Consider the following 25302-nt stretch of genomic DNA (forward strand, 5'->3'; position numbering starts at 1 on the left):
ACCGTGCTGCAGAAAGTGTTCAAGGACAAGGTTGCCTCGCCAGCCTGGCAGGAAAAGCTGCACCAGATCGTGCCTAGCTATGGCACTCAGCTGAACAGCAGCCCTGAGAAAGTGGCTCAAGAGTGGGCTTACACCTCCAAGGTGCTGGAGCTGACTCCGCCGCCGGCGATTGGTCAGGTGGCGGCTCCGGCTGCTGCTCCGGCTGCTCCTGCCAAGGCGCCGAAGGCTAATGCTGCGACGGATATGGCTTTGTAAGTAGAAGCGTAATCGCAAAGCCCACTGGATCGGTGACGGTCAGTGGGTTTTTTTGTGAGGGGAGTGTTTGCTGCAAAGGGCAGATTCATCTCGTTTCACGTGTCAGCGTTCGGGCCGCAAGCGGCCACTCGAACACATCACCTGATCGGCTGTTTTGTAGGACGAGCGGTCACCGATGTTCCGCTGCCAACATTGACCTGAACTGAGAAATGATCTCTGAAGATAGCCCGGCACCTTCGAACACTGCGCAGGTGAAGCTAACGGGTGCAGGGCCTGGAGCAGTTATGATGCGGTCTGCAACCACAGCCACTGGACTGCTTCGATAAAGCGTGCGCCCCTCATAACCTACGGCATTCTGTTGTAAGAAGTCAGCGCTGTTCGAGGTATGAGGAACCGTGTCGAGAAGCCCGGCCCTCGCAAGTGCCAGCGTTCCCCCACAGATACCGGCAATTGTCGCTCCACTTGAACGACTAGCATGAAGAAAGTCTCGAATATCCGGTGCTTCTGCACGTTCCCAGACCATTCCTCCAATGACGACAACAACGTCCGGTTTCCAGTCCAGACATTGTTGCAAACTGCTATCAACCGTTACGGCCAATCCACCCTGCGAGCGGAACTGCCCCGTAGCAGGAGCGAAAAACCTGACGTCGATCCCGTAAAACGGGGACGCAGTTCCAGCAATCAAAGCATATTCCCAGTCCGCAAAACCGGGTGTCAGTATCAATCCCACACGTGCCATCAGTCAGAATCCTCCATGAATGCCAATTACATATGGCGACAACAAACATACATCAAGGGCTGCTTTGGGTGGTGAATTCAACCGGTCGCAAAGGGCTGCAATCGACCCAAAGTGGAGATCGACCCAGTCTTGAGCCGATCTATCAATGCCGGTTAGAAACGCCAGTCCTCAGCATGCACTACACGACAGAATGGGCCGGCCAGGGTTGCGTTGTGATGAGCGACGATGTTTTCGGCCTTCAACGCAGGAGTGTCGGCGCAGGTATGACCATCGGCGATCAGCACCGCATCGAATCCAAGATCGCGTGCAGCGCGACAGGTACTGTCGACACAATACTGGGTCTTCATTCCGGCAATAACCACGCCCTGAGATCCACAAGCTTTTAACCGATCGGCCAGATCAGTCATGTAGAAAGCGTTGGGTCGGCTTTTTTCGAAGATCACCTCGTCGCCTTGCAGTAACAGTTCCTGCACCAGTTGCGTCAACGGGCTTCCAGGTTCGATAGGCGAGCCAGGCGGACCTACGTGGCGAGCAAGAAAAATAGGCGCGCCTGCCCTGCGGGCTTTGCTCAACAGGCTATTCAAAGTATTCAGCAGCGCTTCGCCATCCCATGGTTTATCCGGGCCATGAAACAATCCAACCTGCATATCGAGAATCAACAGTGCATGCATAGTGCTTTTCCTTGCGTTTGGACCAACGACACAAGGGCAAAAGAAAAGGCCCTATCCATCGCTGGCGGGCCTTTGAAGTTCGTGGGTTATTGGTTCACGACACCTCTCACGACCCGCCTTGGGCGGTCGTGGTAGTGGTGGTCGAGGCAATGCGTAACTGATTCATAAAACCGACAGTATCCGCACGGTGCCTGGTTGGCAAGGGGACATGACCTGCACAACGGCTACTTCTTATATTGATCGTTGGGGGCCGACTCTGGCCGAGGGCAGCCGTTGAGAATCGATTTAATTTGGAGTGATCGCCTGCCGTATCTCGCGCACGTCGCGGGCAGGCGAAGCGCCGAATTGCCGTAGGTATTCGCGGCTAAACTGGGATGCGCTTTCATAGCCGACAGCGAACGCTACGTCAGACGCGCGATGCTCGCCAGCAAGCAACAGCTGGCGAGCTTCCTGCAACCTAAGCTGTTTCTGATACTGGATGGGACTGAGGCCTGTCATCGACAGAAAATGGTGATGCAGGCTTGCCCGGCTCATCCCGCTTGCATCGCACAATGCCTCGATGCGAAGTCTAGTATTGTAGTTGTCCCTGATCCAGGCAACGGCTCGCCGGATGCGACCCAGTGCGCCATCGGGTTGGGCAATCTGACGCAGCAGCCGCCCTTGGGGCCCTGTAGAAGACGATAGAGCAATTCCCGTTCGACCATGGGGCCGAGAACCGGGATATCGGCAGGTGTGTCGAGCAATGACAATAAGCGCTGCAACGTATCGCGAAGCGAAGCGGTCATCGGGTTTAAGCGCTTCGACGTCCTCGTCAACAATGCCGGCAATGGCCTCTTTGCGAACTTTATTGACGCGACCGAAGACCAGTTTGCCTCACTGGTCGCCACGCACCTTCGCGGCCCGATTTTCCTGACTCAGAAGCTGTTACCGCTCGTGGAAGACGGCGGTCGTATCCTGAACGTTTCCTCCGGCTTCGTGCGCTTTACTCTGCCGGGGTACAGCGTTTATGCGGCGCTGAAGGCCGCAGTTGAAGTGCTCACCCGTTACATGGCTGTAGAACTTGGTCCGCGCCAAATTCGGGTGAATGCGATTGCCCCTGGTGCCATCGCAACCGATTTTGGCGGTGGTGTCGTGCGCGATAACCAGGATGTGAACGCCTATGTGGCGCAGGGCACCGCGCTGGGTCGTGTCGGTCTACCGGACGATATAGGCGGTGCGGTTGCCGCGATCCTGTCCGATGACATGGCCTGGGCTAACGGGACGACTTTTGATATCTCGGGCGGGCAGTTGCTGTAGTCACAGCCGCATTCATAATTCAAAGCAGAAGAATCTCCATATCTGATAGCAGCGCAATCGAAGTCTCGGAATCTAAATCAACACCCTCGATTTCCAGGCTTGATCTGCTGTTCATGTGAACCGCTAATGTCGGTGCGCTCGCAGGATCCTGCAACGTTACAACTAGAGGCGCAAGCACCCTAAATCCAATGATCGCTTCTGGCCGATTGTTGCCTGTCGCGAAGGCCCGCAATCGGCCAGAAGCGGTCGGTAATCCAAATAAATAAATCTGCCCCCGTTTTCTTAACCGCATGAGATGAGCGTTGCACCTTTGATTTAAAGATGTATCGAATCGGCGTTGGCAATAAATCAGGACACTTTGAGAGGCAAGCTCTGCAGTCCGGTGCGACTACTTGAAGCCCCGTTGACGAGCAAGAATGGTGAGTGTGCAGCGATTTTCGCCCAAGGGGCCGCCATGCTGATGGTTGTCCGCTCGCACCCTGGCCGTGGGCTAGGAGGCTATTTAGGGCGCTCATGGAATGCAGCAAAAACATCCGCCATAAAATCCATGAAAACGATGGCTCGCTGGGGCAGCAGCCGATTCGCTAAGTATACGATTTGGATCGGGACGGGTGGCGCCACGTATTCGTTAAGCAGCAATTGAAGATTGCCACTTCTCAGCCCTTCCTCATAAAGCCATTGAGGCCCCTGCGCGATTCCCAATCCTGCATTGACGTACTCACGTATCGCCTCAGGCGAGTTGACACGCAGTCGTCCGGAGATCGGGACATCAGTATCCTTAAACCGCCAGTTGGTTCCAGTGGATAGGAGGGTATAAATGAGGCAGTCGTGTTCCTTCAGGTCATCAGGCGAAGAGGGAGAGCCACGTTTCTCTAGGTACGCACGGCTGGCAACGCACACACGCTCGAACCTCGCTAGTGGCCGGGCTCGCATTGCACTGTCCTCCAGGTGCCCAATACGAATCGCGAGTTCTGCCCCCTCGTCGACTAAATTGACGTAGCGATCATTGATTTGAAGATCGAGCGACAGTTCGGGATAGCGCCCTAGAAAGCTCGCGACGTGCGGTACGATGAAGGTGTGAGCCAATGCGGTCGGGCAAGCGACGCGCAGTAACCCAGACGGCGCTACGTTCCCTCTCAGTGAGGACTCTGACTGTTCCACTGAGTCCAGAATACGCCGCGCATCTGCGTAGTACCGTTCACCCTCGGGCGTGAGCATCAGCTTTCGTGTGGATCGGTGAAGCAGCCTGGTTTGCAAATGGTCTTCAAGAGCAGCGACGTAACGACTGACGTTCGGTTGCCCTAGTCCTAGATCACGTCCCGCAGCAGAAAAACTACCTGTCTCGACAGCGCGTACAAAACAGCTCATCAGTAACAACCGGTCCATCACGCCCCTTTTCATGCAGATTTTGCATGAGATCTATTCTATTTACCCATCTTATCAGCGCGCTGGCATGAATACATAGTTGCTCTCAGAAGGTCAGTCGTCCGGCTGGCCGCCCAAAAGAGAGGAAATTTACATGTCCCGTTTACAAGGCAAGCGTACCCTCATCACTGGCGGTACAAGCGGCATCGGTCTGGAGACCGCCAAGCAATTTCTCGCCGAAGGCGCACGCGTGATCGTCACAGGTGTTAATCCTGAGTCCATGGCAAATGCTCAAGCAATTTTAGGTAGCGAAGTCCTGGTGCTGCGAGCCGACTCAGCTAGTGTCGCAGCCCAGAAGGAGCTGGCGCAGGCTGTTCAGTCTCATTACGGGCAGCTCGACGTTGCCTTCCTCAATGCTGGCGTATCCGTCTGGATGCCAATCGAAGACTGGAACGAGGAGATGTTTGATCGCTCCTTCGACATCAATGTCAAAGGCCCTTACTTCCTCCTGCAAGCACTGCTGCCGGCCTTCTCTAATCCTGCATCGGTGGTTCTTAACACCTCGGTAAGTGCGCACCTGGGCGTCGCGGGTTCATCCGTTTATGCGGCAACGAAGGCGGCGTTTCTGAACATGTCGAAAACGCTCTCTAGCGAGCTTCTCCCGCGTGGTGTTCGTGTAAACGCGATCAGCCCTGGCCCGATCGATACTCCGCTGTACGACAAGCTGGGTATCCCCGATGCCTATCGCGAGCAGCTCAACAAAGATATCGCCGCGACTATACCCTTTGGCCGTTTCGGTACGCCTGAAGAAGTAGCTAAGGCGGTTCTGTATCTGGCGTCGGACGAGTCTCGTTGGACGGTCGGAACGGAAATTATTGTTGATGGTGGGCGCTCGCTTTAATGGGCTAGTCACAACTTCACTTCTATACAGCCCGCTTCCCGCTCGGAAGCGGGTGTTGTCGAAATAACAGTGGGTATTCAAATGTCGCAATCACGGCTCACGCTTGTTAGCCACGGGCTTTGTCCGTTTGTTCAGCGAGTAGCAATTTTACTCCTCGAAAAAGAGGCTCCATTTCAACGGGTTGATGTGGATTTGAAGGACAGGCCCAACTGGTTTCTGGTCATGTCGCCAACGGGCAAAGTCCCGCTTCTAATGGTGCAAAAAGGCGATGAGGAAGCGACCGTACTTTTCGAGAGCGTGGCTATCTGTGAATACATCGAACAGGTGTATCCGGAGCCCGCTGTGCACCCGAAAGATGCAATTTCCCGTGCTCAACACCGTGCTTGGATCGAATTCGCCACTGGTATGCTTGCTGATGCATGGGGATATTTGAACGCAACGGATCAGCAGACAGCGCTTGGTAAGTCTTCAGCGCTGAGGGGAAAGCTGGAGAGACTTGGCGGTGAAAAGATGGAGGGGCCGTACTTCGCTGGCGAGACGTTCAGTATGGTGGATATTGCTGTAGCCCCAGTTTTTCGCTACTTCGACATACTGGGATTCGAACCAAGTCATTCATTGTTTGATGGACTTGGTCGCATTGCCGAGTGGCGTCATGCACTGGCCAATCGCGCTAGCGTTCAGGCTGCTGTCGCCGAGGATTATGCAGACCGGTTACGCAAACATCTGCTGGAGGTGAAGGCCATTTTAGTCAGATGAGTCATAAATATCAGTCCAGTGTCTCGTATGGCGGGACTTAGCCTGGTGCGATCGTGGAGCTGGGTCTCCTTTCCTTTGCGAATTTGCAGGAGGCCCGCTTTCCTATTCTTCAGGAAAGTGCCTATACAACGGATAGCGATACTGAGCTTTCGTTGGCGCTCCATGTCCGTATATGGACTCCTCCTCATTGCAAGCCCCGTTGCTTTGGCGTCCGTGCCGACTGCACACGTATATTCGGCCTCTTAATACGGCATCGTTTCGATGCAGGGCCATGATGGGCTATTCGCGCGCCGGCTCCCGATCGCTTTTTCGTGCTTTTCGCACTTGGACATTCGAGGGTTTTGCCGACGCCGGTTCGACCGGTTTGCCATCGTTCAGGTTGCTTCGCAATCGTGGTTAAGAGTTGTTTCTCTCGTAGAACACGCCGGGTAAATAGATCAGGCCGCTGCCTGATTCGGTTGGTAATCAGTACCGTGACGCAGCATCGCCCAAGCCATGCGTGCAGTTTTGTTGGCCAGCGCAATAGCGGCCACATTGGGATGCGATCGCTCGGCTAAACGAACGGCCCACTGGCTGAGCCGATCCTCTTTGGATTTGGCTGTGCGTAGCGCCGAGCGTGCGCCATGCACCATCAATGTTCGTAGATACGTATCACCGCGCTTGCTGATACCGAGCAGTCGATCCTTACCACCAGAACTGTGTTGCCTCGGTGTCAGTCCCAGCGAGGCGGCAAACTGTCGGCCATTGGCAAACTGACGGGCATCACCGAGAGCGACGACGAGCGCTGTGGCGATCATTGGACCAACACCGCGCAGCTGTTGAAGGCGAACGGCGGACGGCTCGTTTGTCGCGATCGCAGTGATCTCGCCGTCGAGCTTGCATACACGCCCATCCAGCGCACGAAGGTCGTCCCACAAACCATCCAGCAGACGACGAAAGCGTGCCGTCAAACCGTTATCCGCATCCTCTAGCCAGCACGGTATTGCACGACGCAGCATCAGCAATTCCTTCGGTGCAACGAGACCGTACTCGGCGACCAGCCCACGGATCTGATTGGCTTTGGCCGTCCGCTGTTCGATTAAGCCGGCCCGGATGCGATGCGTCGCCTGGATATCCTGTTGTTCGATGGTCTTGATGGCGACGAAGCGCATGCTGGGACGGCTCATCGCTTCGCAGATCGCCTCGGCATCGTTCGCGTCGTTCTTGTTGCTCTTGACGTACGGTTTGACGAACTGCGGCGCGACCAGCTTTACCCGAAATCCGTGGGCTTGTAGCTGCCGAGCCCAGTGATGCGCACCGCCACAACTCTCCATCCCGATCTCACAGCCAGGTTCGATCTTTTCCAACACCGTTTGCAGCCAGCGATCACGCGGTAGGCGCTGCCGCCAGACGGGTAGCTCATGACAATCCACGCCGTGGATCTGAAACACGTTCTTGGCCAGGTCGACCCCAATTCGCATAAGCTTCATGTGTGGACTCCTTCTCACCGTTGACTGTGGTTCGCACTTTCAGTCTGGCACTCAAGATGCCGAAGTGAGGAGGAGTCCATCCCATTGCTTTTGGCCGATTTCTGCCCGTAGCGAAGGGCTGCAGTCGGCCACTTAGCGGACGTTCGGCCTACATCCGCTTTTGATGCAAACTTGCCACTCGCTATGAGCTTGTGGCGATGTAAGCATTGTTTCGATTGAGGAGTGGCTTCAACCATTTCTCGTTACTGCTCAAGCATCAAGCTACGCCAAATGATCATCGGCTTTTCTACCGGCGCGACTTCCGGTTGCAACTGCTCCTGTGTGGGCCTGTTGTGCGGGGGTTGCTCCTCTGGTTCAGGCGCTGGAGTCTGATACTCGGCGGCATGCACGTTATCTACTGACATTTTTTTTAGTGCGCTTATTTGATTGTTATGGTGACTTTGCCTTTTGATCTGCCCTGCTCGACGAACCGCAACGCCTCTGCAGTCGATTCAAAAGGGAAGGAACGATCGATGACCGGTTTGATGACGCCAGCCTCGATAAGCGAGGTGATTTTTTGCAGTTGTACCCCGTCGGCACGCATAAACAAAAATGCATAGCTCACCCCGTGCTTGCGGGCTTTTCTGCGAATACCGCTGCTCAGCAGGCGCATGACTTGCCCCAGCACCCAGGACAAGCCTTGCTCTTGGGCAAATTGCGCGGTCGGCGGCCCCGAAAGGGAAATGAGCTGTCCGCCGGGCTTGAGAACCTTGACCGATTTCTCCAGTACATCGGCACCGAGGCTGTTCAACACCACGTCGAAATCGCGCAACTCGTTTGCAAAATCCTGCTGTTTGTAATCGATGACCACATCCGCCCCGAGTGCTTTCACCCATTCGACATTCGCCGTGCTGGTGGTGGTCGCAACGAAGGCGCCGAGGTGTTTGGCGAGCTGGATGGCAAACGTGCCGACACCGCCGGATCCGGCATGAATCAACACCTTCTGGCCTTTTTTCACCTGGGCGGTCTCAACCAGCGCCTGCCAGGCCGTCAAGGCGGCCAAGGGGATGGACGCCGCTTCGGCCATATCGAGATTCGAGGGTTTCAGCGCGAGGGCGTTTTCGTTCACGGCGATCAATTCGGCAAACGTCCCGATCCGTGCCTCGGGAGGGCGTGCATAGACTTCGTCTCCTGGCTTGAATCGCTTCACCGCCGAGCCCGTACGAACGACCACACCTGCCAGGTCATTGCCCAATACCAATGGAAATGTATAGGGCAGGATCAGTTTGAATTCCCCGGTTCTGATCTTCGAGTCCAACGGGTTCACGCTCGTTGCATGCACCTGGATCAGAACGTCATGCACACCGACCGCGGGGTCGGGCACTTCGCCAATCGTTCCGTTCTGCTTGCCGTAGCGGTCGATAAAAAATGCCTTCATGTTGCAGCTGCTCTTGTCGGTGGAATGAGAATGGGGCACGGCCCCGACAACGTTGATGCGATTAGACGTGCAGGCTGTCAGGCGTTGAGGAATGCCAAAGCGTTGGCCACGAAATCGGTATGGTGCTGGAAAATGCTGCCGTGCCCGGCGTCCTGGTAAATGATCAGTTGCGTGTTGGGGATTCGCTTTGCCAGCTCAAGCGAGTTGACAGTGGGCACCATGATGTCGTTGTCCCCGTTGGCTATCAGCGTCGGCATACGCAGGCGACCGAGTTCTTGCGGCGCCTGCTTGCCCCACGCAGTTATGGCTTTCAACTGCCGTAAAAACGCGCGGGGTGTCGGGCCTTTGTCCCGGTCTTGCCGGCGCTCTTTCAATCGTTGCAAATACTCGGACGCGGCGCGTTGTCCGTTGGCCGTGGTGGTAAAGAACAGGTAGAACTTGGGATCTCGTAGCGTCAGCAGCCCCTTGATCATTAACGGCCAGGTCACCGAGCCGACGTTGTCGATGCCTGTGCCGCCAGCCGGTCCGGTTCCGGTGAGGATCAATCTGCGCACTCGTTCGGGTGCTTTCATGGCGATGTCTTGAGCGACGAAGCCGCCGAGTGAAAAGCCGAGCAGGTCAACCTTGTCCAAACCCAACGCACGAATAAAGCCGATGCCATCGTCAGCCATCTCACCGACAGTCAATGGCGCGGCGCCACCCGAGCCACCGATACCGCGGTAATCGGTGGTGATGACACGCCGGTTTTTTGCCAGACCGTCGATGATCCTGGGGTCAAAGTTATCCAACACTGCCCCCCAATGGTTGAACATGACCAGCGGGACCTGCGTCCTGGGTCCCAGATCACGATAGGCGAAAGGTATCCCGCCAACCAGAACCGACTGGTTCGCCGCGTTGATAAATGACGACTGCGAACCCGGGTGATTGCTTGTAGCCATAAGGGTCATGTTTATTCCGTCCGATTGCGGGGGCGAGGCCGACCTGCTCGACATGGCTCAGGCTTGAGTCAAATAGCGTTGCGCCACGGCGGACTGCCTGATCTGCGACAAAAGACCCTGACGCGCGGTTTGCAGGGCATCCCAGCGCTCGCCTTCATGCAGCGGAGGAATGGTCACCGGTTCGCGACGGTCGAAGCCAACCAGTGCGGCGTCGACCAGATCACCCACTTCCATGATTTCGCTCAAGGTGTTGATGTCGATACCGGCGCGATCCCAAATCTCTGTGCGGGTGGCGGCGGGCAGCACGGCTTGCACATAAACACCCTGAGGCGAAAGTTCCAGGCTCAGGCCTTGGGACAGGAACAGCACAAACGCCTTGGTCGCCCCATAGACCGACATACCGAACTCAGGCGCCAGACCCACCACCGAACCGATGTTGATGATCGCGCCTTCACCTGCTTTGGCCAGGCGTGGCGCGATGGCGCTGGCGAGCCGCACCAGCGCGGTGGTGTTGAGGGCCACCAGTTGCGCAACGCTGTCAGTGCTTTGCTCGATGAAGTTGCCGGACTGTGCGGCGCCGGCATTGTTGACGAGGATACCGATGCGCCCGTCATCCCGCAGGCGCGCTTCGACGGTGTGCAGGTCGCTGAGTTGAGTCAGGTCGGCCTGAAGCACTTCAATGGCGACGTTGTGTTCGCCACGCAACTTTGCGGCGAGCGTTTCCAGGCGCGAGTGGTCGCGGGCGACCAACACCAGATCATGCCCGCGTTGGGCGAAACGCTCGGCGTAAACCGCGCCGATGCCGGTGGAAGCGCCTGTGATGAGAACGGTAGGGTGAGTAGTCATGATGTCAGCTCTTTTTTCGGGAACATGAATGGGGATGGATGCACGATCAAATCAGGCCCGATCAGCTTGTGCCTGGTTCGCGGCAGCGCTTGATTCGGCAAGCGTCGGGTAGTCGATGTATCCCGCCGCACCACCGCCGTAGAGCGTGGAGGGGTCGAAGGCGGACAGTGGCGCACCGTTCTTGAGCCGCTCCACCAGATCAGGGTTGCCGATAAAAGGGCGGCCAAAGGCGATCAGGTCGGCCTTGTCATGCGTAAGGCGTGCCGTGGCCAGGTCCAGGTCATAGCCGTTGTTGGCGATGTAGGTGTTCCTGAAGCGCTGGCGCAAGGCGTCGAAATCAAAGGGCGCCACGTCGCGTGGCCCACCGGTCGCGCCTTCGACGACGTGCAGATAAACGATGTCCAGAGCATTGAGTTGGTCGACGATGTAATCGAACTGAGCCTGTGGATCACTGCTCGATACACCATTGGCCGGAGAGACAGGCGAAAGGCGAATGCCCGTGCGATCAGCACCAATCTCGGCGGCCACGGCAGCCGTCACTTCCAGCAGCAGACGCGCACGGTTTGCGATCGAGCCGCCGTAGGCATCAGTACGCAGGTTGGCGCCGTCCTTGATGAACTGATCCAGCAAATAGCCGTTTGCACCGTGGATTTCCACGCCGTCGAAGCCTGCCGCAATGGCGTTTGCCGCCGCTTGGCGGAAATCGTTGACGATGCCCGGCAGTTCGTCAGTCTCCAGCGCTCGCGGCTCGGAAACGTCCTCGAAGCGATTGTTGACGAACACCTTGGTCGCGGGACGAAGCGCGGAAGGGGCTACCGGCGCCGCGCCTTGCTGTTGCAGATCCACGTGGGAAACACGGCCCACATGCCACAGCTGCAGGAAAATTCTCCCGCCCTTGGCGTGCACGGCATCGGTCACCTTGCGCCATCCCTCTATCTGCGACTGCGTGTAAATGCCCGGGGTGTCCTGATAGCCCTGTCCCTGCTGCGAGATCTGCGAGGCTTCGGAAATCAGCAAGCCCGCGCTGGCCCGCTGGCTGTAATAGGCAGCAGCAAATTCACTCGGTACAAAGCCTTTGCCTGCGCGATTGCGCGTCAGTGGCGCGAGAACCACGCGGTTCGACAGCGTCAGGGCGCCAAGCGTGTAAGGGGTAAACAGATTCAGGTCGCTCATGGGTGTGTGTTCCGTGCCCGTTGGTGAATTTCATATGGCTGGCATTTAGGATGATGATCGAAATCTAAACTGTCAATGGTTTTGATTATGGTCAACATCTATGTATCATCAGGTGATGAATTTCCAGCGGTAGCGAGGTATCCAACATGCGAGTGTCCAAGGCCCAGGCCCAGGCAAATCGGGAGCACATCGTCGAAACGGCCTCAGTCGTGTTTCGCGAGCGCGGTTTTGACGGTGTCGGCGTGGCCGACCTGATGGCCGCTGCCGGTTTCACCCATGGCGGTTTCTACAAACATTTCGGTTCGAAGGCCGACTTGATGGCTGAGGCCTCGGCCAACAGTCTTGCGCAGTCACTGGCCAGCGCCGAAGCATTGAGCGTGAAGGATTTCATCGATGTGTATGTGTCCAGGGATCATCGCGACGGGCGCGCCACGGGTTGCACCATGGCGGCGTTGTGCGGTGACGCGGCGCGTCAGTCAGGCGATTTGAAGTCGGCATTCGCTGAAGGCATCGAGCGCACGTTGCAAACGCTCGGCGAAAAATACCCGACCGGGCCGGATGCGGCGCCGGGTGAGGCGAGGGTGAAAATGATCGACCTGCTGGCGCGCGCGGTCGGCGCGATCATGTTATCGCGCGCCTGTCCTGACGACTCGGCGCTGGCCGATGAAATTCTGGCGGTGTGTCACGCGCAAATGACCGCATCATTATCTATTCAATCGTAGCTTCAGTCGTAGAGGGGATAAATGGATGTTGCACAAAGCGCGCTGACTCGCTTCGTCGTTGGACGACACGCACGAATGACCGTTTTGGCCGATTGCAAAATACGCGGGAAAAGTGAAAGAACAGCAATCCGAAATTGGTAGAGATATGCAGGCGAGTTCCCAGCCAATTCTGATTGCTCTTGTCACCGAAGCGCTTAAGGCGACCCTGTCCAAACACTAACGCCGACTAACTACTGTCCTCCAGGCAACCAATGACCGCTGTGTGGTTTCTTGCCGGTCGCGAAGGGCAACAGAATCGACCCAAAGCTGACCCTCAGGATTTTGTACTCTCAAACCCCATCCGCGAATTTGCAAACCACTGACGACATATTGGTAGGTCTGGAGAGTGGCATGACCACCACGCAAAAACTGACTCAAACAACGCTATGTGCAATGTCAGATCGAAGGTTATGGGCTGTCATGAAATGAAAAAACGCTGTCGTCAAATGAAAGGCTGGCGCACGCCACGTCTATAAACTCCTCCTCAAGCTTGCGCAGCAAGCCCAGCTATTTGGCTGTTGGCGCTCACGGACGCGAAACGTCTTTGGAGAAATCTGCGCATTTCCTACGAATGGAGAAAGGACAATGAGCGAGCGGTCGATAACGCAGTTCTTTTCCTCCCTAGGGGCCCCGCTTTGCATGCTGCGGCAGTCTTGGGGGCAGCGCGAGCAGATGGCAAAAATCTCCGTTTTCTGCGTCCTCCCCGTCTAGTGCGCTGTCGGTTGGACGGCACATTGTTACCAAAACAGCAGTAGACTGTTACAGATCATAAGCTGGCTATCTATTAGTGTGCTTGGTATATTTGAAAATTATTCATCAACTTGGAATATGGATAGTTAAGAATTTTAACAAACTAACAATACTATAAGTGCTTAATATCTAACTTACAAATATATTGCTATAAGTCAACAGCCTGACTGCGCAGTTACCCTAATAAAGCTTACGATTAAAAATGCGTTCCTAAATCACATTGCTGAAGACAAAAATAAGTAATAGTTTTTGCGATTTGTTTTTTTGTTATATTAATAAATTGTACAATCAAAAATCATGACAAACTTTGCAAATGTATCACTTCAATGCCCTCAATGCTGGAAGCTCGATATAAATAATCGAATCCTGTTTGACGGTGCTAATCAAATACACTTGACAAATATTGAGAGCATCATTGTAAAGAACATGCTCCTCAAGGAGGAGCGCGTAATCAGTAGGGCAGAGCTAATTAGTAGTATTGGGAGAGAGCCTGGCCTCTATCGTGGCCTGGAGATGAGTTTGAGTAGACTGCAAGTAAAGTTCAAGAAAAGCGCTGGAGGTAGGTATCTCTTTCGCGCAGTCAGAAATCGTGGCTACTGCCTCACTCAAACCATACATATTAATGGGGAACCGTCTCGGGAGTTTACGTGAGGTAAGCGGCAATACACCATGGTCATATGGCTGATGATGACTAACGAACTTATGGATTTAGGGGGGGGCGCAGCGTTTAAGATGAGTGAGTTAACTTTTTACGATGGGCCTTGCGCTTTGATACTGGTGCAGATTTGAAAATGCCATCGCGTAACTTCTGAGTTATGCGACGACTAATTCGGGCGTGAAACTGTCGCACGTACTCAGTTATCTGCGACATGAGATGCACAGATGTGGCATTGAGAAAGAAGGGAGGTAAATCCGATACGCTCGGTTCCCACTCAGGACAAAAATCTGGAGTCGCAGCGAAGCACGCTGACGAGTTTAGCCTGTCACAACTGACCGAAAATGGCCGCTTCTGACCGACTGCTGCCCTTCCTGACAGGCAGAATTCGACCCATATCCGCCACTCAAGGATTTCACCGCCGACTACTCTAAAACCAAGCCAGATTTCAACGGTGCACGGTCAGATATCGAGCGTTACTTCAGCCTCTGGGAAACCGATATGACAAATCCTCAAAATAAAGCCGAACCCGACGAGGATTTAGCTCGGTTGATTATGGGGAGAGGTCCCTACACCTATCTATTGCTGCTCTTGCTAGGGTTGATCCTTCTGTTTCCCTTTCTTGAGGAAGGTATATTTGCTCGTACTTTGCTCGGCATTCTTTTTTCGATCGTGCTGCTCGTGGGGGCTTTCGCCACCAGGCAGACTCGGTGGGGGTTCATTCTCAAACTGGGCCTGGCGTTGCTTGGGGTTGGCCTTCAATGGACGGCGTTATGGACTGAGAGTATCGCGATTCTTAGCCTTGCCGGGATAGCGTATACGGCGTCTCTTGCCGTCTCGTTTAGCGGAGTGCTTCTCTACATTCTCAAGCGCGGGCCAATTACAGCCGGCAAGCTGCATGGTGCGCTGGCGGGTTACATCATGCTGGCTTTCGTTTGGTCCTTCGTTTATGCCCTGGTGGAGATATCCAGCGCTGGTTCATTCGGGCCTGGCCAACTCGACTTCGCACAGCCTGGTACGTTCTTCAAATTAATCTATTTCAGCCTCACGACGCTCACAACCACCGGTTACGGAGATATTCTCCCGTTGACCAATCACGCCCGCTCACTGGTAATGGTCGAAGAGTTTTCAGGCGTCTTTTACGTTGGTGTTGTAATCGCTCGTTTTGCCGGTCTTTATCCATCGAATCAGGCTAAGTGACGGACGACCGACTGCTGATGGCCTATGCCATTGAAGAAGTCCGCCTCGGTTTTCATTGAAGCTGCATGGCGGACGGAGCATTCCATCCGCCATGCAAACCCTTGTTTCAGAGGCTGAGGAAGCCGCTGTAGAGGCCGTAACCCGCGATCAGCGCACCTATCATCACGGCAACGAAAATGACCTTTTCAATGGAGGTGAACACCGGTTGGCCCAGTTCGCGCTTGGCCTTGGCGAACAGGATTGCGCCGGGAGCATAAAGCAGTGCAGACAGCAGCAGGTACTGCGCCCCGGCTGCGTACACCAGCCATACGGCATAGAGCACAGCGATCACCCCGACTATCAGGTCCTTGGTCCGCTCGCCTTGAGCCTCCTCATAGGTTTCGTTACGCCAGGCCAATAGTAAAGCGTAGGCGGCGGACCAGAAGTACGGCACCAGGATCATCGAGGTTGCCAGGTACAACAGGCTTAAATAGGTGGAACTGTTGAACAACGTGATAATCAGGAACAGCTGGATAAGCCCGTTGGATAGCCATAGCGCATTGGCGGGGACCTGATTAGCGTTCTCCTTGCGCAAGAACTCCGGCATGGTGTGGTCGCGGGCACTGGCAAAGAGGATTTCCGCGCAGAGGAGTGTCCAGGACAACAGCGCACCGACCAGCGAGACGATCAGCCCTGCGCTGATCAGTACTGCCCCCCAGTGACCCACCACATGTTCCAGTACGCCCGCCATGGAAGGGTTTTTCAGGCCGGCCAGTTGTGCCTGGGCCATGATCCCCTGAGAAAACACGTTAACCAGAACCAGTAAAAGCAGCACCCCGACGAAGCCAACCACAGTCGCCTTGCCGACGTCGCTGCGCTTTTCAGCACGGGCGGAAAAGATGCTGGCCCCTTCAATGCCAATAAACACCCAGACGGTGACCAGCATCATGTTGCGAACCTGATTCATCACCGTGCCCAGGTCACTGTTGCCAGCGCCCCAGAAGTCGCTGGTAAAAACATCCATCTTGAAGGCCACGCCGGCAATGACAATGAACAGCGCCAGCGGGACCATCTTGGCGATGGTTGTGATCACGTTGATGAAGGCGGCTTCCTTGATTCCGCGCAGAACCAGAAAATGCAGGAGCCAGAGCAGCACGGAGGCGCAAATGATTGCCGGTAGCGTGTTGCCTTCTCCGAACATAGGGAAGAAGAACCCGAGGGTACTGAACAGCAACACCATGTAGCTGACGTTGCCGATCCAGGCACTGATCCAGTAACCCCAAGCCGAAGAGAAACCCATGTAGTCGCCAAAACCGGCCTTGGCATAGGCGTAAACCCCGCCATCGAGCTTGGGCTTGCGGTTGGCCAGTGTCTGGAAGACGAATGCCAGCATCAGCATGCCGACGCCAGTGATCAGCCAGCCAATCAGCGTGGCGCCAGCACTGGCACTTTTAGCGATGTTCTGCGGTAGCGAAAAAATCCCGCCGCCCACCATGGAGCCGACGACCAGAGCGATCAAGGCTCCGAACTTCAACTTATCGCTGGAGGCAGAGATCTGGGTATCTTTGTGAGGCAGGGCATCTTTGTCGATGTTGCTGACGGAGTCGACCATCTGAATCTCCTTACCGAAACGGAATCGTTCAAGAGGTGACGGGCTAACAAGAGATGGTCGCTAATGCACTGCATGACCCCTTCGAGTGACGCATGCCACCGAACAGACTGCTTTTTCGCTGCGGCAATGGGGTTGATGTCACTGCCCCCCGCAGCTGGGCACAAACAACTAAAACGCATTTAAGTCGCAGTTTCGTACCAGCCAAAACTGGCTTCTGCTGCTTTGAACCTGGCTCGATCGTTAGATCCACCTGGCTCTCCCGAAAGAGGGGATGCAAGATTCAAGCAACTTCAGTGTAGCTTCCATTCGTATATTGCAATCTGCGAACCTGCGCATTCCTTGGAGCAGTTGGCGAAGCCAGCTACAGATCGGGCCGCAGTCACTCAGGCAACCCAGCCAGCCGCAACCCATCAGCAAACCGTGCAAAATCCTCAGGACGCTGGATTGGCAGCCAGTCCTTCAGGTTAGAGACGCGCAAGGACGGATCCAGCTCGTGCAAACGCTGCATCGCCTGCTTCGCTTTGTCCTTGCGTCCGCTGAGCGCATGACTGGCCGCCATCAGGGCAACCGACACCAGGAGGCAGGGCAGGTTACCCAGCGCCTTTTCCGCCCAGGCAGAAGCGGGATCGAAGCGCCCGGCGAAGAAGTGTGCGAGTGCCATTCCAACCTGCATCCTGAACATTTCCGGATCCAGCGGACTCAAGCGAACGGCATGGGTTAAATCCGCAATGGCGGCGTCTGTTTCACCGCGCAGCGCGCGCAGGATTCCGCCCAGGTACCAGGCGGGGGCGAGGTTGGGGTTGAGCAGGCGTGCCCTGTCGAGCAGGGCAATGCCGCCATCGATATCGCCGGCGAGATGGCCAAGTGCATGTCCGCCTCGCGTCAGCGCCACCGCATCGTCCCGGCCAAGCTCCACCGCCAAACGCGCAAGTCGTGCGCCCTCGGCGATCTCTTGAGTCCGATCGGTCATCCAGCCATTCAACTTGCGCCAGAAGTGGCACCAGGCTGCCATGCCATAGGCCGAGGCAAATTCCGGATCGAGCTCGATGGCCTTGTAGAACAACGGCAGCGCTTGCTCGATGGCTTCGCGGGTGCCGTTGTGCAGTTTCGGCATTCCGCGCAGGTAATAGTCGTAGGCGTCCAGGCTTTCCGTCGGTTTGCGCTTGGCGCGCTCGATTTCCGCCCGTTCCAACTGCGGTGCTATGGCGCCGACGACGCTTTCGGCGATTTGATCCTGCAGCTCGAAAATGTCGTGGAGCATGCCTTCGAAGCGCTCCGCCCAGATATGCGTCCCATTTGTTGCGTCGATGAGTTGCCCGGTGATGCGTACCTTGTTCCCGGACTTGCGCACGCTACCTTCCAGCACGTAGCGCACGCCGAGCGTCTGGCCGACGCCCTGGACGTCCACGGCCCGACCCTTGTAGGTGAAGCTTGAATTGTGTGCGATGACGAACAGCCAGCGGATACGCGACAGGGCGGTGATGATGTCCTCCACCATGCCGTCGGCGAAATATTCCTGCTCCGGATCGCCGCTCAGGTTGTGGAAGGGCAGGACAGTAATGGAGGGTTTGTCCGGCAGGACGAGGGTGGGCGCAGGCGTTTGTTTCAGGTCCACGGGCGTGGGGTCTTCGATGTCAGGCTGTGGCGTTTCCCCGACCTCATCCACCTTGATCTCGCCGACGAAGCGGTATCCCTTGCGGGCGACCGTGCGCACCAGTCGCTGCTCTTCGCCGGTATCGCCGATGGCCTTGCGCACCGCATTGATGTGGCTGGTGATGGTTGACTCAGAGACGATCCGACCGCTCCACACGGCCTTGAGCAGGTCGTCCTTGCTCATGACGCGATCGCGGTTGCTGACGAGCTGCAGCAATAGATCGAAGACCTGCGGCCCGACAGCCACGACTTGCCCGCGCAAGGTCAGTTCCCGGCGCAGCTGATCGAGCACGTAGTCTTCAAACACGAATTGCAAGGTGAGGATCCCCTGATCGAGCGCCCCCGACTCCGTGTCTGAGCTGGCGGTTGGTAAGAGGTATCGATAATACGGCAGCGCCTGACCCGCTGCACCGTCTGCGGCAAGGGAGACCCGTCGAATAACTGTTTTTCTGGACGAAAAATCAAGCTTCCTTGAAGGCAAACTCAAGGCCGGTACAAGGACGTCCCTGACGCGCGCTGGCACTCTCGATCTACATCGACAGCAATGGTTGCCGTCGAGAAGCGGAGAGAAACCATGAAGATCGTCGTCATTGGAGGCACCGGCCTCATCGGATCGAAACTTGTGCAGAACCTCCGCGAGCGCGGCCATGACGTGCTCGCAGCCGCCCCCAGCACGGGCGTGAACAGCATCACCCGCGAGGGCCTGGCCCAGGCGATGGATGGCGCCGATATTGTCGTCGACGTGGCGAACGCGCCTTCGTGGGAAGACCAGGCCGTTCTCGAGTTCTTCGAAACGTCGAGCCGTAACCTGCTGGCTGCCGAGGCGGCCGCTGGCGTTCGCCATCACGTGGCCCTGTCGATCGTCGGCAGTGAACGGCTTCCCGAGAATGGCTATTTCCGGGCCAAGGTTGCGCAGGAAAACCTGATCAAGGCGTCCGGTATTCCTTACACCATCCTGCGTGCCACACAGTTCTTCGAGTTTGTCGGCGGCATTGCGCAGGCGGCCACCGTCGGCGAGGAGATTTGCCTGTCGCCGGCGCTGATCCAGCCGATGGCGTCCGACGACGTGGTGGCGGCGCTCACCGAGGTCACGCTGGCAACGCCGGTCAATGGCACGGTCGAAGTCGCCGGTCCCGAGGCCATGCCGCTCGACGAACTGGTCAGGCGCTTCCTGCGGGCCACTCAGGACACGCGCAAGGTCGTGCCGGATGTGCATGCGCGCTACTTCGGTTCGGTGCTCGACGATCAATCGCTGACGCCCGGCAAGAACCCGCGCCTGGGCGCGATGCGCTTCGAGGACTGGCTCGGTCAGTCGACGGCCCAAGCGGCGCGCTGAGGCTACCCAAGACACATCAGGAAAGCGGCGACCCGGTATCGGGCCGCGCGCTCACACCACCGACTCACCAAGGAGTATCGCCATGGTTACCCGATATCTATTGGCCGCTGCCTTCGCGGCACTGTCGATCAGCGCAGCGTCCGCCGCCGAGCCGCCCGCCGGCAAGGTGACGGTCGTATTCGACCGCCCCATTCCGAACCTCCCTGGCAAGAGCATGAAGGGCGTGCTGGTCGAGTACGGGCCGGGCGCCGCGTCGCCGTCCCACACCCATCCGAAAACGGCTTTCATCTATGCAACGGTCCTGGAGGGCTCGTTTCGCATCAAAGTCAAAGGCGAGCCGGAAAAGATCTACAACGTCGGCGAAAACTTCGTAGAGGAGCCAGGCTCCGTGCACGAAGTCAGCGCGAACGCCAGCGACACGAAACCTGCACGCCTGCTGGCCGTGTTCGTCCTCGACAGCAACGAAAAGGTGCTCATCACACCCATCAGAAAGTGAGCCGACAACGCGCTCATCGACGCTCGACAGCCGGGCGGCAGGTCACTGCCGTCCTGCGGTTGTTGCAGGTCCTTGGCATTGAACAGGAAATGAGAGCATGAACTCGCTTCAGGACAAGGCCGCCATTGCCACCGGCGCAAGCGTCGAGATCCCTGTCGTGGTGGCGCGGCAAAGCAAGAAAAAGATGATCGGCATCCTGCTGTGCATCGGCGCCGTGGTGGTTGTGGCCGGCGGATGGGCCATGGCGTTTTCGGGCGGTTCGACCTCCACCGATAACGCTTATGTGCGCGGCGACCTCACCTCGCTCGCGGCCAAGGTTGCCGGCTATGTCACGGCAGTCGAGGTCGAGGACAACCAGACCGTCCGGGCGGGTGACGTCCTGTTCCGGATTGACGATCGGGACTATCGCGCACGGCTTGCGCAGGCCGTTGCCAATGTCAGCGCTGCCGAGGCTCGCCTGACCCATGTCGATGCCGAAACCCAGCTTCAGCGTGCCCTGATTCGACAGGCCGAAGCCCAGCGACGCTCGGCCTCCGCCGAGATGAATCTGGCAACCAAGACCCATGATCGCAGCCGCAAACTTATCGTCAGCAACGCGGTCAGCCAGGCCCTCGTCGATGAAACCGGCACGGCACAATCCAGAGCCGAGGCGACGGTCTCGGCAGCGTCGGCAACGGTAGAAGCTCAACAGCAACGCATCGCCGTCCTTGTGGCCCAGCGAGAAACTGCCGTTGCTGCCGTGGCGCAGGCACAGGCCGCGCGCGATCTGGCCCAGATCGATCTCGACAGCACCGTGGTCCACGCACCTGTTGATGGCGTTATCGGTAACCGTCAGGTCCGGGTCGGCCGATTCGTTACGCCGGGTGTTTCGTTGCTCGATATAGTGCCGGTCAATGATGTGTGGGTCGTGGCGAACTTCAAGGAAACCCAGCTCGAACATATCCGCCCCGGTCAGCGCGTGCGCATCACGGTGGACGGCTATCCCGACGGGGCACTGGAAGGCGTGGTCGACAGCTTTGCACCGGGTAGCGGGTCCGCGTTCAGCTTGCTCCCCACAGACAACGCAACAGGAAACTTTGTGCGTGTCGTGCAGCGGGTTCCGGTAAAAATCCGGCTTGCCCACAACCCGTTGCCGGGCCGCATCGTCCCTGGCCTGTCCGCGCGTGTCGAGGTTGCGCAAGGGGGCGGCTCATGAACACGGTTGCCTGCGCCACGCGGAGCAACACCAGTGCTACGACCGGTGTCCTGCTCATGGCGGGCATCGTGCTCGCCACGCTGACGGAAGCGATCGCCAGCACCGTTTTGTCGCTCGGACGCAGCGACATCATCGGCGACACTTATGCAACGCCTGATGAATTTGCCTGGTTGGATATCGGCTACATCGCGCTCAAGCTGATCGGGTTCATGACCGCCCCTTGGCTGATGAACCGTTTCGCTGCGCGTCATGTGATCATCGGCTCAACCCTGGTCATGGGCCTGGCGTGTGGCGTTGCCGCCATCACCGCTCGGCTGGATCTGCTGGTTGCACTTCGGGTGATTCAGGGCTTCGCCGGCGGCACCCTGCTGGTCGCGGGCCAGGCGATCATATTTCGCGCTTATCCGCGGTCCCGTCAGCCCATCCTCCAGGCCCTGTTTGCCATGGGCTCCGTTGTCGCGCCCGCGACGCTTGCCCCGGCGCTTCAAGGGTGGTTGATCGATAGCCAATCCTGGACATGGATCTTCTTCAGCGTGGTCCCGATTGCCTTGGTGGCTAGCGGGCTTGTGCTGATCGCAGACGGCCCAATGCCCGCCAAGATCCGGCAGCGTCCGTTTGACTGGATCGGCTTCTCGCTGATCTCTACCACCCTGTTGTGTTTCACCTATGTTCTCAGCCAGGGCAGCCGATGGGACTGGTTCGAGGAGCCTCGCATCCTGTGGCTAACCGTAATTGGCGCAGCGGCTCTGCTGGCATTTCTCGGCCAACAAGTGTTGGCCAAAGGGCAGGGCCTGCTCGACTTCACCCTGTTCAAAACGAGCGATTTTTCCTTCGCTTTTATCGTCAGTTTTGTCGCCGGCGCCGCCTTGTTCGGCAGCGCGTACCTGATTCCGGCGTTCGCCCTGTCGGTCCTCGGATTCACGCCTACCGATGCCGGTCAGCTGCTGTTGCCCAGTGGCGCGTTTTTTGTCGGCGCGCTTCTCATATCTGCTTATCTCATGCAGGCCCACCGCGTTGCGCCGTTCGCCACCGTGCCCTTTGGAATCCTGATGATTATGGTGGCGATGTGGATGCTGTCCGGTTCGACCAGCGAAAGCGGCGCGGACGACATGATGGCAGCCATCCTGTTACGCGGGTTGGGGCTTGGCTTCCTGTTTCTATCGATCACGCTGATCGCTTTCAGCCACCTCAACAGCCGAAACCTCGCTGGCGGAATAGGCCTTTTCAATACGGGGCGCCAGTTGGGTGGCCTTATCGGGGTCGCAGGGCTCCAGACACTGATCGACCATAACGTCGTCACCAATGCCGTGGTCCTTGGTGCCAACGTCACCCCAGGCGGGGCCGCGGTCATCGAGCGGATGACGACCACGACAGCCATGCTGAGCGCGAAAGGAATGGATGCAGTGGCCGCTGGCCGGGCAGCGACGAGCCTTCTGGGCCGGTTAGTGACAAGTCAGTCCACGGTGATTGCCTTCGACACAGCGTTCGTCGCCGTGGCCCTGCTTTTTGTAATCGCCGCCCCCATTCTGGTCGGCATCAAGATCGGATTCGCACGATACGAGAAAGTGCGCGCTTCACGAGCAGTTGCGTGAGACAGCCCACCTGCCAGCGATGGCGAGGGAGGAGAGCACTCGGACCACCCCGGGTGTCAGGCGGCGCCAGGAACATTTGTTCCCATGCCCGACGGCAGGAACGGTCGAATTTCGTCGATTTCCGCGGCGCTAAGGCGCAACGCCGAGGCTGCAATCAGCCCGTCTACTTGTGCTGGACGGCGGGCTCCGACAATGGCGCCCGTCACTACCGGTTGGCGAAGTACCCAGGCGATAGCGACCGCTGCAGCACTCACCCCGTGCCTTTCTCCAATGCGTGCCATGACGTCAACCAATGTCAGGTTCGCACTCAAACGGGGCTCCTGGAAATCAGCACTTCGGGCCTTGCGCCAATCGTCTTCGGGCAGTTGTGAGATGCGTTCGCGCGTCATGCTGCCGGACAGTAGCCCCGATTGAAGTGTGGAATAGGCAAGGACACCCAACCCGGCTTGCTCACAGAATGGCAGGACGTCTTTCTCGATGTCCCGCATCAAGGCGGAGTACGGCGGCTGGAGGGAAACGATCTCTGTCACCGCCTGCGCCCGCTTGAGTTGAGCGACATCGAAATTCGATACGCCGATAGCGCGAATTTTTCCTTGATCGCGCGCGGCTACCAAAGCCGAAAGCGCCATTTCAATACCTTCACTGCTTGCGTCGGCAGGAAAGGCAGGCCAGTGGATCTGATACAGATCGATAGTCTCGACTTGGAGCCTGCGCAAGCTTGCGTCGATCTCGGCGAGCAAGGATTGGGGGACCAGGGAGTGCGAAATCTGCTTCGTGACCGGGTCCCAGACCAGGCTGCCTTTGGTGAACACCAAAGGACGCCGCGAGACCGGCACCCGACGCAGCAATTGCCCCACCAATTGCTCCGCATGGCCCAAGCCATAAACCGCAGCGGTATCAATCCAGTTCACGCCGCGTTCGACGGCATATTCAAGTGCGCCCAGGCTGTCCTTGTCATCCTGCGCTCCCCAACTGTATTCCCAACCTGTACCAGCGATTGCCCACGTCCCCAGGCCAATAGGCGAAATCAGAAAATCCGATGATCCAAGACGATTCTTTTGCATTGCGACCTCTCCACAAATGATGTGAGAAGTATCTGGGAGAGATCTGATGGCGATAAGATGGGTAATCGTATTTGAACTGCTGAACGAAATTCATGAGTAATCACCCCGATCTCTCTGAGCTCGATGCCTTTGCCGCCGTCGCTCGCCATCGCAGCTTTCGCAAGGCCGCCGACGAGCGTGGCGTTTCGGCTTCCGCGTTGAGTCACGCGATGCGAGCGTTGGAGGCACGCCTGGGCATCAGGCTGTTGAACCGAACCACTCGTAGCGTGACCCCGACCGAGGCCGGCCAACAGCTATTGGCGACGCTGGTCCCGACCCTGCACCAGGTTGCCGATGTGTTGGCGCAATTGACCTCGATGCAGGAAGTTCCCGCAGGCAAACTCCGCCTCAACGTGGCGCGCCCGGCGGCTCGTATCGTGTTTGCGAAAGTGCTCGCGCCCTTCGTGGCCAGGTATCCACGTATTCAGTTGGACCTGATCACCGACGATGGATTGACTGATATCGTGAACGGCGGATTTGACGCTGGAGTCCGCTTTGGTGAAAGCCTGGCCGGCGACATGATCGCAGTCCCTGTCGGCGCCCCTCAATCGTTCGTGACCGTTGCTTCGGATGCCTATCTGGCCGCAAAGGGGATCGCGCACGCCCCCCGCGACTTGCTCGAGCATTCGTGCATTGCCAGGCGTTTTCCCAGTGGCAAATTTTACGCCTGGGAGTATCAAGCAGACGGTCAACCGATACGGTTGTCCGTCACAGGCCCGCTCATTCTGGAAGACGATGCGCTGATGATCCAGGCGGCGAAAGATGGCGCTGGTATTGCCTATGTCTACGAGGAGCTGGCGCGCGACGAAATCAGCAACGGACATCTCAGAGAAATACTCCAGGAATGGAAAGCACCGCCAAGCCGATTCTTTCTTTATTACCCCAGCCGGCGCTATGTGCCACCGGCATTGAACGCGCTCATAGAATTCATCAGAGCGGGTGACTTGCGAACCTGATTCAGAACCATCGCGACCGGCAGTCTCGATGACTGCTCCGGGTTGAATCCACAGTCGAAAGCAGCCCTTCGGGTCGAACAGCAATCGGCCAGACGCAGCCACCCAGTAAGTCCGCCTGGCGGATGGGTTCAGCGGCATGCCTGCCCGCGACCAACTACACTTTCTCCAGCCAATCCGGGCAACCGTCC

At 57.3% G+C, this 25302-nt stretch carries 21 protein-coding genes and 2 pseudogenes; 11 read left to right on the forward strand and 12 right to left on the reverse strand.

The features are described 5' to 3' along the window. On the forward strand, nt 1-255 hold a 255-nt coding region (locus ACIPLA_RS03160; RefSeq protein WP_401171389.1), incomplete at its 5' end, for a malate:quinone oxidoreductase. Nucleotides 256-424: 169 nt separating this feature from the next. Here ACIPLA_RS03160 and ACIPLA_RS03165 read toward each other — a convergent pair. From ACIPLA_RS03165 to ACIPLA_RS03175, 3 genes and pseudogenes are all read right to left on the reverse strand, one after another. Next, nucleotides 425-994, reverse strand: coding sequence for a DJ-1/PfpI family protein (locus ACIPLA_RS03165; RefSeq protein ID WP_123494039.1), 570 nt, complete (start codon nt 992-994; stop codon nt 425-427). 152 nt (nt 995-1146) lie between these two features. Beyond that, nucleotides 1147-1665, reverse strand: coding sequence for an isochorismatase family protein (locus ACIPLA_RS03170; RefSeq protein WP_218394558.1), 519 nt, complete (start codon nt 1663-1665; stop codon nt 1147-1149). A gap of 285 nt (nt 1666-1950) precedes the next feature. Next, nucleotides 1951-2459, reverse strand: a pseudogene (locus ACIPLA_RS03175) (helix-turn-helix domain-containing protein); the annotation flags it as partial. On the opposite strand from ACIPLA_RS03175, the pseudogene ACIPLA_RS03180 reads away from it, so the two are divergent. Then, nucleotides 2458-2961: pseudogene (locus ACIPLA_RS03180) on the forward strand (SDR family NAD(P)-dependent oxidoreductase); the annotation flags it as partial. The pseudogenes ACIPLA_RS03175 and ACIPLA_RS03180 overlap by 2 nt on opposite strands. Before the next feature lie 498 nt (nt 2962-3459). On the opposite strand, the gene ACIPLA_RS03185 reads toward ACIPLA_RS03180, so the two are convergent. After that, nucleotides 3460-4347: a LysR family transcriptional regulator gene (locus tag ACIPLA_RS03185; protein ID WP_218394559.1), complete on the reverse strand. Its 888-nt coding sequence runs from the start codon at nt 4345-4347 to the stop codon at nt 3460-3462. A 133-nt stretch (nt 4348-4480) separates the two neighbouring features. Here ACIPLA_RS03185 and ACIPLA_RS03190 point away from each other — a divergent pair, with 133 nt between their 5' ends. Together ACIPLA_RS03190 and ACIPLA_RS03195 are read left to right on the forward strand one after the other, a co-directional pair. After that, nucleotides 4481-5227: an SDR family oxidoreductase gene (locus ACIPLA_RS03190; protein ID WP_401171394.1), complete on the forward strand. Its 747-nt coding sequence runs from the start codon at nt 4481-4483 to the stop codon at nt 5225-5227. A gap of 69 nt (nt 5228-5296) precedes the next feature. Then, entirely contained in the window at nt 5297-5983 is a 687-nt protein-coding gene (locus ACIPLA_RS03195; RefSeq protein ID WP_371317100.1) for a glutathione S-transferase family protein, read from the forward strand. A gap of 437 nt (nt 5984-6420) precedes the next feature. Here the strand turns inward: ACIPLA_RS03195 and ACIPLA_RS03200 are convergent, their stop codons facing one another. From ACIPLA_RS03200 to ACIPLA_RS03220, 5 genes are all read right to left on the reverse strand, one after another. Further along, nucleotides 6421-7452 carry an IS110 family transposase gene (locus tag ACIPLA_RS03200; protein WP_401171397.1) on the reverse strand — a complete coding sequence of 344 codons (1032 nt, stop codon included), beginning with the start codon at nt 7450-7452 and terminating at the stop codon, nt 6421-6423. Between the two features lie 418 nt (nt 7453-7870). After that, nucleotides 7871-8869, reverse strand: coding sequence for an NADP-dependent oxidoreductase (locus ACIPLA_RS03205; RefSeq protein ID WP_401171400.1), 999 nt, complete (start codon nt 8867-8869; stop codon nt 7871-7873). A 77-nt stretch (nt 8870-8946) separates the two neighbouring features. Then, nucleotides 8947-9816 (reverse strand): alpha/beta fold hydrolase, encoded by an 870-nt coding sequence (locus ACIPLA_RS03210; protein ID WP_401171403.1) that lies wholly within the window; start codon nt 9814-9816, stop codon nt 8947-8949. 48 nt (nt 9817-9864) lie between these two features. After that, nucleotides 9865-10653, reverse strand: a complete 789-nt coding sequence (locus tag ACIPLA_RS03215) for an SDR family oxidoreductase (protein ID WP_123494049.1) — start codon at nt 10651-10653, stop codon at nt 9865-9867. Between the two features lie 51 nt (nt 10654-10704). Further along, on the reverse strand, nt 10705-11826 hold the full coding sequence (locus tag ACIPLA_RS03220) for an alkene reductase (protein WP_401171406.1): 1122 nt from the start codon (nt 11824-11826) through the stop codon (nt 10705-10707). Between the two features lie 146 nt (nt 11827-11972). On the opposite strand from ACIPLA_RS03220, the gene ACIPLA_RS03225 reads away from it, so the two are divergent. Both ACIPLA_RS03225 and ACIPLA_RS03230 read left to right on the forward strand, forming a co-directional pair. Next, nucleotides 11973-12548: a TetR/AcrR family transcriptional regulator gene (locus ACIPLA_RS03225; protein WP_038984235.1), complete on the forward strand. Its 576-nt coding sequence runs from the start codon at nt 11973-11975 to the stop codon at nt 12546-12548. 1945 nt (nt 12549-14493) lie between these two features. Beyond that, complete coding sequence (locus ACIPLA_RS03230) at nt 14494-15192, forward strand: ion channel (RefSeq protein WP_401171409.1); 699 nt, start codon at nt 14494-14496, stop codon at nt 15190-15192. A gap of 106 nt (nt 15193-15298) precedes the next feature. On the opposite strand, the gene arcD is transcribed toward ACIPLA_RS03230, so the two are convergent. After that, nucleotides 15299-16726, reverse strand: coding sequence for an arginine-ornithine antiporter (arcD, locus tag ACIPLA_RS03235; RefSeq protein WP_192343196.1), 1428 nt, complete (start codon nt 16724-16726; stop codon nt 15299-15301). A 436-nt stretch (nt 16727-17162) separates the two neighbouring features. Further along, a complete protein-coding gene (locus ACIPLA_RS03240; RefSeq protein ID WP_401171745.1) occupies nt 17163-18752 on the reverse strand; it encodes a winged helix-turn-helix domain-containing tetratricopeptide repeat protein in 1590 nt (529 codons plus the stop codon). 258 nt (nt 18753-19010) lie between these two features. Here ACIPLA_RS03240 and ACIPLA_RS03245 point away from each other — a divergent pair, with 258 nt between their 5' ends. The 4 genes from ACIPLA_RS03245 (at nt 19011) to ACIPLA_RS03260 (ending at nt 23055) form a co-directional block, all read left to right on the forward strand. Continuing rightward, entirely contained in the window at nt 19011-19772 is a 762-nt protein-coding gene (locus tag ACIPLA_RS03245; protein WP_401171412.1) for an SDR family oxidoreductase, read from the forward strand. A gap of 82 nt (nt 19773-19854) precedes the next feature. Then, nucleotides 19855-20268 carry a cupin domain-containing protein gene (locus tag ACIPLA_RS03250; RefSeq protein ID WP_401171415.1) on the forward strand — a complete coding sequence of 138 codons (414 nt, stop codon included), beginning with the start codon at nt 19855-19857 and terminating at the stop codon, nt 20266-20268. Nucleotides 20269-20365: 97 nt separating this feature from the next. Then, nucleotides 20366-21463, forward strand: a complete 1098-nt coding sequence (locus ACIPLA_RS03255; protein WP_401171417.1) for an HlyD family secretion protein — start codon at nt 20366-20368, stop codon at nt 21461-21463. Beyond that, nucleotides 21460-23055 (forward strand): DHA2 family efflux MFS transporter permease subunit, encoded by a 1596-nt coding sequence (locus ACIPLA_RS03260; protein WP_401171420.1) that lies wholly within the window; start codon nt 21460-21462, stop codon nt 23053-23055. Before ACIPLA_RS03255 ends, ACIPLA_RS03260 begins: the two co-directional genes overlap by 4 nt. A gap of 56 nt (nt 23056-23111) precedes the next feature. Here the strand turns inward: ACIPLA_RS03260 and ACIPLA_RS03265 are convergent, their stop codons facing one another. Then, nucleotides 23112-24119, reverse strand: a complete 1008-nt coding sequence (locus tag ACIPLA_RS03265; protein WP_218394573.1) for an aldo/keto reductase — start codon at nt 24117-24119, stop codon at nt 23112-23114. Nucleotides 24120-24211: 92 nt separating this feature from the next. Here ACIPLA_RS03265 and ACIPLA_RS03270 point away from each other — a divergent pair, with 92 nt between their 5' ends. Further along, a complete protein-coding gene (locus ACIPLA_RS03270; protein WP_218394574.1) occupies nt 24212-25114 on the forward strand; it encodes a LysR family transcriptional regulator in 903 nt (300 codons plus the stop codon). Nucleotides 25115-25302 lie beyond the last annotated feature (188 nt).

Source organism: Pseudomonas sp. NPDC086112 (assembly GCF_044746425.1).
In the GTDB taxonomy this organism is placed as follows: Bacteria; Pseudomonadota; Gammaproteobacteria; order Pseudomonadales; family Pseudomonadaceae; genus Aquipseudomonas.